Source organism: Achromobacter sp. RW408, assembly GCF_003184165.1.
Taxonomy (GTDB): Bacteria; Pseudomonadota; Gammaproteobacteria; order Burkholderiales; family Burkholderiaceae_B; genus Achromobacter; species Achromobacter xylosoxidans.
Window position 1 is genome coordinate 23,617 of sequence record NZ_QHHO01000008.1, and the last position, 8,136, is coordinate 31,752.

The following is an 8,136-nucleotide window of genomic DNA, read 5'->3' on the forward strand; positions in this document are numbered from 1 at the left end:
AGCCCGGCAGGATGGCGGCATGTTGCAATCCACCGACCATATCGACCCGCGCCGCGTCGCTCGTGACCTGTACTGGCAGGGCTGGCGCATATCGTCCATTGCCCGCCACCTGAGCGAAAAGCGCACCACGGTGCACAGTTGGAAAACGCGCGACGGCTGGGACAAGGCTTCGCCCGTCGAGCGCGTAGAGACCGCACTTGATGCCCGCCTATGCACGCTCATCGCCAAGACCGAGAAGGACGGGCGCGACTTCAAAGAAATCGACCTGCTGGGTCGTCAGCTTGAGCGCACCGCGCGCGTGCGCAAGTTCGATGAGGACGGGCGCGATTCCACGCTGAATCCCGCGCTTGACCGGCGCAATGCAGGGCCGAAGCGCAAGCCCGAGCGCAATGCGATCAGCGACGAGCAGGCGCAAAAGCTGTCACAGGCGTTCCGTGATTCCCTGTTCGACTATCAGAAGGTCTGGCTGCGAAATGGCGATCAGCGCACCCGGATGATCCTCAAGTCGCGGCAGATTGGGGCAACCTGGTACTTCGCGCGGGAGGCGCTGGACGATGCGATCAGGACGGGCCGAAATCAAATCTTCCTGTCCGCCTCGAAGGCGCAGGCGCACGTCTTCAAGCAGTACATCATTCAATTCGCGCGAGAGGCCGCGGACGTCGATCTCAAGGGCGATCCCATCGTCTTGCCGAACGGCGCGCACCTGTACTTTCTCGGCACGAACGCACGCACGGCGCAGAGCTACCACGGCAATTTCTACTTCGATGAGTTCTTCTGGGTGCCGAAGTTCGCGGAGCTGAACAAGGTGGCCAGCGGCATGGCGCTGCATAAGCATTGGCGCAAGACCTATTTTTCCACCCCGTCCAGCATGGCCCACGAAGCCTATCCACTTTGGACTGGCGACGTGTTCAACAAGCGCCGCGCCAAGCGCGATCAAGTGGCCATTGAGCTGGCGCACTCGATCTTGAAGAATGGCCACCAGTGTGATGACCGCATTTGGCGGCAGATCGTCACCATCCTGGACGCCGAGGCTGGCGGCTGCAACCTGTTCGACATTGATGAGCTGCGGCTTGAGTACAGCCCCGATCAGTTCGAAAACCTGCTGATGTGCGGGTTCATCGATGACACCGCATCCATCTTCCCGCTATCGGTGCTGCAGGGCTGCATGGTGGATTCCATGGTCGAGTGGGTCGATGTGCAGAAGTTTCTGCTTCGGCCCTACGGACACTGGCCGGTGCTGGTGGGCTATGACCCGTCTCTGTCGGGAGATTCCGCCGGTTGTGTTGTGTTGGCCGCGCCGCGCACCCCCGGCGGCAAGTTCCGCGTGCTGGAGTATCACCAGTTCAAGGGGATGGACTTCGCAGCCCAGGCCAAGAAGATCGAGGAAATCACGAAGCGGTACGCTGTTGCCTACATCGGTATCGACGCCACCGGCATGGGGCAAGGCGTGTTCCAGCTGGTCAAGCAGTTCTTTCCCGGCGTTCGATCCTACAGCTATTCGCCCGAGGTCAAAGGCCGTCTGGTGCTCAAGGCCGGGGATGTGATCCGCAACAAACGTCTGGAGTTCGACGCCGGCGCCACCGACCTGGCGCAGTCGCTCATGGCAATTCGCAAGACCACCACCGCCAGCGGTCGCAGTGTCACATACGATGCCGGCCGGGCCAGCGAGACCGGGCACGCTGACCTGGCCTGGGCGCTGATGCATGCGCTGGATTGGGAACCCCTGGAAGGCGCCGCAGGCGTCGGAAAAAGCTTCATGGAGATTTACGGATGAAACGGAAAAGCAAGGCGGCCAGCGCTGCGCCGGCGCCCATGCCTGAAAAGGTCGAGGCCTTCACCTTCGGTGACCCGGTGCCGGTGCTTGATCGGCGCGAGATACTGGACTATCTGGAGTGCTGGCGCAATGGGCGCTGGTACGAGCCGCCGATCAATTTCGGCGGCCTGTCCAAGACGTTCCGGGCCAGCCCGCACCATAGTTCGGCTATCTACTTCAAGGCCAATATCCTGGCCTCCACGCTGCTGCCGCATCCTGCATTTGGCCGTGATACCTGCCTGAAAATGGCCATCGATTTTCTGACCTTCGGCAACACCTACGCGGAGCGGCTGGACAGCATGACGGGCAAGCTGATCATGATGAAGCACGCGCTTGCGAAGTACACGCGGCGCGGCGTTGAGCCTGGCCGCTTCTTCTTTCTGCCCAGCTCCGGCCAGGAGTATGAATTCCGCGCCGGCACGGTGTGCCAGTTGATGCAGCCGGATATCAACCAGGAAATCTATGGCCTGCCCGAGTACCTGGCCGCGCTCAATGCCGCATGGTTGAACGAGTCCGCGACGCTGTTCCGGCGCAAGTACTACCACAACGGCAGTCATGCGGGATTCATCATGTACGTGACGGACACCCTGCCGGACGGTGGCTATGTCGATGACATCCGCGAGGCGATGAAGAACTCGAAAGGGCCGGGCAACTTCCGCAACCTCTTTGTCTATGCGCCCGGCGGCAAGAAAGACGGCATGCAGATCATCCCGGTTAGCGAGGTGGCCGCGCGCGATGACTTTTTCAACATCAAGAACGTGTCGCGCGATGACGTGCTCGCCGCGCACCGGGTGCCGCCGCAGCTCATGGGCCTGGTGCCGACGAACTCGGGCGGCTTCGGCACGCCGATATCGGCGGCGAAGGTGTTCGCGCGTAACGAGCTTGAGCCGCTGCAGGCCAAGTTCCTGGAAATCAATGACTGGTTGGGCGATGAGGTTGTGCGCTTCAAGCCCTACATGATCCCCGGAGAAGGCGACGAGTAGCGCGCCCGAACCACAGGCGTCAGCCCCGCACTAGCGGGGCTTTTTTCGTCTGCGCCGCGCGGTGGTCTGCAGGCCTGGCCCTCACCGACGCTCGCCGCGCTTGCGCCCCTGTTTGACTGCCAGCGGCTCGGTCAGACAGGGTTCGCGCTGGATGTATTCCAGCAGGCCGGTGACCTGGTCAATCACATCCTGGCGATGGCGCAGGCTTGCCGCGTTTCGCATACCGGCTTCCAACGCGATCAGAACGCGCTGCAGGCGCCAGATTTCCCAGGCCAAGGCGCAGGTCTCGGTGGTGGGGTTGCGGGCGTACAGCTCGCGTATGCGCGCCGCAGACATGGGCGTAGGTGGGGGACGGTCGAGCAGGGTCATGATGGGCACCTCATAGTACTGTACAAATATACAGTAGATCGACCCGTCACCACCTCTGGCGCGCAGTCTTCCCCCCTCCACGCCTGCCCGCTAAATCTATGAAAAAAGACTCACCCCTGCGTCACCCCTTGCTGCCAGCGTTTGCGCGCCTCTACGGGCCGCTGGCGGGGCTTGGCAGGCGATGCAGAACGACGCACCTACGACGCACTTTAGAGAATGCGCACCAGGTCACCGACGCTAGGGTTGCGGAACGGGGCGGTCGCCACCTCCTGGCCACGGCCAAACAGGCCAAACTGATCACGTTTGTATGTCTCTGTGTTTTCAACAGTCGCAAGGCGAGGTTGTAGGTGCGTCACCCGGCCCCGTCCTTTAACCAGTTCTAGCTGGCCTAAGGACTCGTTAGTCACCGGGTCAAATAGCTCTTCGCCAATCGCATAGATCAATACCTCTTGACCGTGGCGTAGCCCTGCTTGTTCCCCCAGATTGATAACCAGTTCTGTCGGGGAACTAACTTTGACAACCCTGCCGCCGGATAGCTTCAGTGCGGCGGCGAGAGCGTTGCGGTTTACATCGTTAGTCATGGTTTGCATTCTCCAAATGCTCTATTCGAACGTTGCGCCTAGCTTGCAAGCTCTTCCAGCGGGACTGATCGCGCAAGAAGCCCCACAGGTCCTCCGCGGATTGATAGCCGCGCCAAACAATGCACTGAGGGTAGTCGTCGCTCGTAAAGGTCTCTACGTATAACAGGGCCACCGGTGTAATGCTGTCCACCTCGTTCGTTAATGAAAGAAGTAGTCCTCTTTCCAGCCACGGGGCCTTGTCCAATATGATGATCATTCGCCCTTCATAATAGACATCGCCTTGCTTGACTAGACGAACTGTGAGAGGCGGCGAATCGGATATCGCGGCGATATCTGCTCTGATGGCTGCCTCGCGTAAATAGGCGCCTCGCAAGACGCCGCAGAGGGCGCCGAGCAGCACAACGCCTACGCCGGTTAGCGTCTTGGTGAGGGGCGTGGTTCCTTGCAGCGTGTCGAAGTAGGTAAGTGCTGCGAAGACAGTCGCTGTTGGAAATGTGGCCCACTTCCAGCCACGTTTCCCAACATCCCAGACAAATTCTATAAAAGCGGCCATGCGCATGCTCTTGTTGTCAGTGGTCGCTGATCGGATCGTTGTTGCTCATTCTGCCGATGGTAGCCCGAGGGTGCAACGATAGCCGATGGTTAGCGGTAGGTGCGCCATCCTCAAGCCCTTTTGCACAATCCTTACGCATATTCGGGGAGGGGCTGGGAAAAACCTAACCTTCCTAACCGGGCCAGAAATTGATGTGTAAGGTACTGATTTTTATAGGTAATTGTGGTTAGGTTCAAAACCTAACCTGACCTAACCTGAAACCTAACCTCGTCGTAAGTCTTTGATTTATATGAATATCTATTTTCTATAAGGTTAGGGTATAGAAACCTAACCGGGTTAGGCTTTGGTTAGGAAAAGGTTAGGTTTTCCGAAACGCCGGAAACCCGCATGAATAAAGGCGCTCCGGCCGATTCGCTAAGGTCGGTTAGGAAGGTTAGGTTTTTCCCAGCCCTTCCCGAAATATTGAAAAGGAGCTCTGTCACGTCGGCGCCCGGTGCGCTCGTCGTCGTCGCACTGGATCCTCGATCGCGTTCCGGCGCCGGCCGACGCGCCGGCCAGGTGCTGGCGCTGCAGGTGGTGGCGGAGGTGGCCAGCAGCTCGCGGCGGCCGCGGCGGCGCGCTGACCAGATGCCGGCGCTGCAGGTGGTGGTGAAGGTGGCCAGTACAGCTCGCGGCCACCGGCGACGTGCTGGCCAGGTGCTGCGCTGCAGGCGGTGGTGGACGTGGCCAGCAGCTCGCGGCGGGCGCCGGCGGCGCGCGGCCAGGTGCCGGTGCTGCAGGTCGAGGTGATCGAGGCCAGCAGGCTGCAGCGGTGGCCGGCATGCTTGCCCGCATGTAGCAAACGGGACGATGGTTATGACGCGGGCGTACCGAGCTACGGAGGATAGGGAAAAAACGGGGGAGGCCGGCCGAAGCTACTGCTACAAAACTACTACAGCACATTGGCGAAACCCAATGTTTATGCGGGTTTCCGGGCTGTAGGGTTCGCCGTTAACTACGGCGAGACGGGCAAAACTGCGGGGATTCCGCAACCCCATGAATGCATGAGGATTTTATGGTAGTGCCTTGATATTAAAGGGCTTTGTCTTGGCGGGAGTTTATCACTCTTCATCATCGTTTCTCACCTGATCTAATATCCCGCTACTACAGAACTACTACAACAGGAAAAGACGAGATGGCCGCGATAGTCAAGATCGGCGCCAAGTGGCGCGCCCAGGTACGCAAGGCAGGACGCAAGTCTATCAGCAGGACGTTTGAGACCAAAATCGAGGCCCAGCGCTGGGCCTTGGAGATCGAGGGAAGCTCGGCCGAAACCGCCTCCATGACGGTAGCCAAGCTGATAGAGAAGTACCGCGAGCTGCGCGCCGAATCGGGCCGCCCGATCAAGCCCAAGTCCAATGAGGACTACATGCTCCAGCACCTCGCGGCCGAGGACGACGGGCTGGGGCAGGTGAAACTTGAGAAGCTGGCCACCTCGCACCTGGTGACCTGGTGCCAGCGCCGCCAGCGCGCCGGCGCCGGGCCGTACACGGTCAACATGCACATGTCCAAGCTCGGGACCGCGATCCGGCACACCAAGAGCATTCTCAACCTGCGCATCGGCGACCCGGTGGGAGACGCCCGACCGACCCTGCACCATTTTGGACTGATAGGCCCAGGCAACAAGCGCGACCGCCGGCCCACGGCCAAGGAGCTGGAACAGCTCTATGCATACTTCGCCGAGCACTTCCCCTATATGGTGGATGTGCTGACGGTGGCTATCAATACGGGGCTGCGCCAGGGTGAGATTTTCCGCATCCGTTGGGCGGATTTGGACGATGTCCGAAAGCTGATCATCGTGCGAGACCGCAAGCACCCGAAACAGAAGGTCGGGAACGATCAGCCCATACCGCTGCTGGGCGAGGCTTGGGCGGCCATCGAACGACAGCCGCGCGACACGCCGGATGGCCGGATATTCCCGTACCGTGCCGCGACGGTGAGCCAGCTATTTACTCGGACGTGTGTGACGCTGGAAATCAAAGACCTGCATTTCCACGACATGCGTCATGAAGCGGTAAGCAGTCTATTTGAGGCCGGCTGGCAGATACCGGAAGTGGCGGCGGTCTCCGGCCATAAGGACTGGCGCCAGCTTAAGCGGTACACCCAGATCGATCCGGCAGGACTCCATAACAAAGTCCTGCCGATGCCGAAGCGCGTCGCCTAACGCTCGCTGATCAGCGAGGCCTCACGGTAACGCTGATCGAGGTATTCACCGACAGCCCGCACATCGGCGTACCGATTGCGTCCCTCGGTGTAGGTGGCCACCGCGCACTTGTCATCCGAGATGAGGTTGCGCAACGAACCTTCCTTGATGCCCAGCTCGGCGGCCAACTCGCTCATGGTCAGGCGCATACGGCCGTAGCGCATGTACAAGATGATGGCGGTTGACGCGGTGGCGGCCGGCGCGGCCGATGTATGCCCAGTTTCGCGTATCCGTTCAACCATGGTCCTGTTCTCCACCGCGCACGGCCAGGGCCGTGATGATTGGACGGACCCATATGGGCGCGGCCGACAGCTGGAACGTTTCGCCCGTCCGAGACAGCAGGATGGCGCGGCCGATTTCCTCGGCCATGGCCTTGGCCGCCTTCCTGGGTACGGCGTTGCCGATGCGCTCGCGGTGTGCGCTGTCGGACGTGCCGTCCATCTGGAAGGGCTCGCCGTTGGCCTCGGCCTCGGCGTAGTCGTCGGGGTCGTAGATGCTCTGCAGGGCCGCCAGCTCAAGCGTCGTAAACGGGCGGTGCCAGGTGCCGTCCTCGGAGATGATGCGGCATACCAGTTTGTCGTTGGCCGCAGGCAGCGCCCGCGGATCAGCCACCGACCATGAGCCATTGTCATGGCAGGCCGACGCTGACACCGCGCCGACGTGCTTATCCCATGCTGCTACGCCATAGTGTCCGGCAGTCAGGTAGTGATCGCCCCGCTCGCGGGCCAGTCCCGGGCGTGGGTCAGCGATGGACATCCATCCGCCCTGCACGCCCTTACCGCCGGCGATAACCGCACCCGCTGCCCGCTGCCAATCCACAACTTTGAGGTTGTTGCTGTGCCGATGCCAACCCGTGCGCGGGTCTGCGACGCATTGCCCTGTTCCGTGCGCGCCCGTGACGGCGCGCGCCGTGTCTTCGTAGCGCACGATCCGGAATTCGTTGCTGTGCTTGGCGGGGCCGTGGTGGCGCGGGTCCGCTACGCTGTATGCGCCTTGTCCCGGCCCCTGCTGGCCCGCAATTGCGCCGGTAGACGCCTCCCAGCGGCGCACGCCGTAGGCCTGGCCGTCCTTCCACGCCGCCGACGGATCGAAGCGCGGATCAGCCACCGAGAAGGCACCATTCAGCGGATAGCTCCGGCCGGCGATGACGCCGGCGCTATCCTGCATCGAATGCACGCCCAGGGCGCCGCGATGCATTTCCGGCACCAACAGGTAGTCCTGCAGGTAGCCGTCCTGCACGGCCAGGCGGTTCAGGCTGCGCCAGTCGCCACCGGCTTGGACGAACGCGAGCCGCACCCAGGTTTTCCAGCTCAGGTTCGGGATGCGGTGCATAGGGCCGGCGCGCAGGTCGCCTGGCAGGTGCATACGGCCCAGGATTTCGCCCACGGCGCGCAGCGGGCGCTTGGGCGGCTCGTAGATGAACGCCGGCACTTTCTCGGCGTGGCGGGCGATCAGCAAAAAGCGCTTGCGGCTTTGGGCCAGGCCGCCCAGCTCGCCGCAGTCGTGCGCGGTTTCGCGCACCACATAGCCGTAGTGACGCAGCAGCTGGACGATCTGATCGAGGAAGTGGCGCCCGCGTGTGGCGATGCGCGGCA

8 protein-coding genes are annotated in these 8,136 nt (G+C 61.6%); 3 read left to right on the forward strand and 5 right to left on the reverse strand.

From position 1 onward, the window contains the following. The first annotated feature begins 19 nt into the window (after positions 1 to 19). Together DK459_RS01625 and DK459_RS01630 are read left to right on the forward strand one after the other, a co-directional pair. Positions 20 to 1,774, forward strand: a complete 1,755-nt coding sequence (locus DK459_RS01625; protein ID WP_006390733.1) for a terminase ATPase subunit family protein — start codon at positions 20 to 22, stop codon at positions 1,772 to 1,774. Then, positions 1,771 to 2,796, forward strand: coding sequence for a phage portal protein (locus tag DK459_RS01630; protein ID WP_110134419.1), 1,026 nt, complete (start codon positions 1,771 to 1,773; stop codon positions 2,794 to 2,796). The genes DK459_RS01625 and DK459_RS01630 overlap by 4 nt, the downstream gene beginning before the upstream one ends. 81 nt (positions 2,797 to 2,877) lie before the next feature. Here DK459_RS01630 and DK459_RS01635 read toward each other — a convergent pair whose 3' ends face one another. The 3 genes from DK459_RS01635 to DK459_RS30310 all read right to left on the reverse strand — a co-directional run bounded on the left by DK459_RS01635 (position 2,878) and on the right by DK459_RS30310 (position 4,299). Beyond that, positions 2,878 to 3,165 carry a hypothetical protein gene (locus DK459_RS01635; RefSeq protein ID WP_146221870.1) on the reverse strand — a complete coding sequence of 96 codons (288 nt, stop codon included), beginning with the start codon at positions 3,163 to 3,165 and terminating at the stop codon, positions 2,878 to 2,880. 209 nt (positions 3,166 to 3,374) lie between these two features. Continuing rightward, on the reverse strand, positions 3,375 to 3,746 hold the full coding sequence (locus DK459_RS30305) for a hypothetical protein (RefSeq protein WP_146221871.1): 372 nt from the start codon (positions 3,744 to 3,746) through the stop codon (positions 3,375 to 3,377). Then, positions 3,739 to 4,299: a hypothetical protein gene (locus DK459_RS30310; RefSeq protein ID WP_146221872.1), complete on the reverse strand. Its 561-nt coding sequence runs from the start codon at positions 4,297 to 4,299 to the stop codon at positions 3,739 to 3,741. The genes DK459_RS30305 and DK459_RS30310 overlap by 8 nt, the downstream gene beginning before the upstream one ends. 1,174 nt (positions 4,300 to 5,473) lie before the next feature. On the opposite strand from DK459_RS30310, the gene DK459_RS01645 reads away from it, so the two are divergent. Further along, positions 5,474 to 6,502 carry a site-specific integrase gene (locus DK459_RS01645; protein ID WP_006390766.1) on the forward strand — a complete coding sequence of 343 codons (1,029 nt, stop codon included), beginning with the start codon at positions 5,474 to 5,476 and terminating at the stop codon, positions 6,500 to 6,502. On the opposite strand, the gene DK459_RS01650 is transcribed toward DK459_RS01645, so the two are convergent. Further along, positions 6,499 to 6,783, reverse strand: coding sequence for a hypothetical protein (locus tag DK459_RS01650; protein WP_218911498.1), 285 nt, complete (start codon positions 6,781 to 6,783; stop codon positions 6,499 to 6,501). The genes DK459_RS01645 and DK459_RS01650 overlap by 4 nt on opposite strands. Further along, positions 6,776 to 8,136, reverse strand: a 1,361-nt coding sequence (locus tag DK459_RS01655; protein WP_110134422.1) for a DNA cytosine methyltransferase, incomplete at its 5' end; no start/stop codon positions are given. The genes DK459_RS01650 and DK459_RS01655, both read right to left, overlap by 8 nt.

Excerpts from the sequence above, each read along its gene's own strand:
- DK459_RS01625 (WP_006390733.1), top strand. The coding sequence starts at position 20 with ATGTTGCAATCCACCGACCATATCGACCCGCGCCGCGTCGCTCGTGAC.
- DK459_RS01630 (WP_110134419.1), top strand. The coding sequence starts at position 1,771 with ATGAAACGGAAAAGCAAGGCGGCCAGCGCTGCGCCGGCGCCCATGCCT.
- DK459_RS01635 (WP_146221870.1), bottom strand. The coding sequence starts at position 3,165 with ATGACCCTGCTCGACCGTCCCCCACCTACGCCCATGTCTGCGGCGCGC.
- DK459_RS30305 (WP_146221871.1), bottom strand. The coding sequence starts at position 3,746 with ATGACTAACGATGTAAACCGCAACGCTCTCGCCGCCGCACTGAAGCTA.
- DK459_RS30310 (WP_146221872.1), bottom strand. The coding sequence starts at position 4,299 with ATGGCCGCTTTTATAGAATTTGTCTGGGATGTTGGGAAACGTGGCTGG.
- DK459_RS01645 (WP_006390766.1), top strand. The coding sequence starts at position 5,474 with ATGGCCGCGATAGTCAAGATCGGCGCCAAGTGGCGCGCCCAGGTACGC.
- DK459_RS01650 (WP_218911498.1), bottom strand. The coding sequence starts at position 6,783 with ATGGTTGAACGGATACGCGAAACTGGGCATACATCGGCCGCGCCGGCC.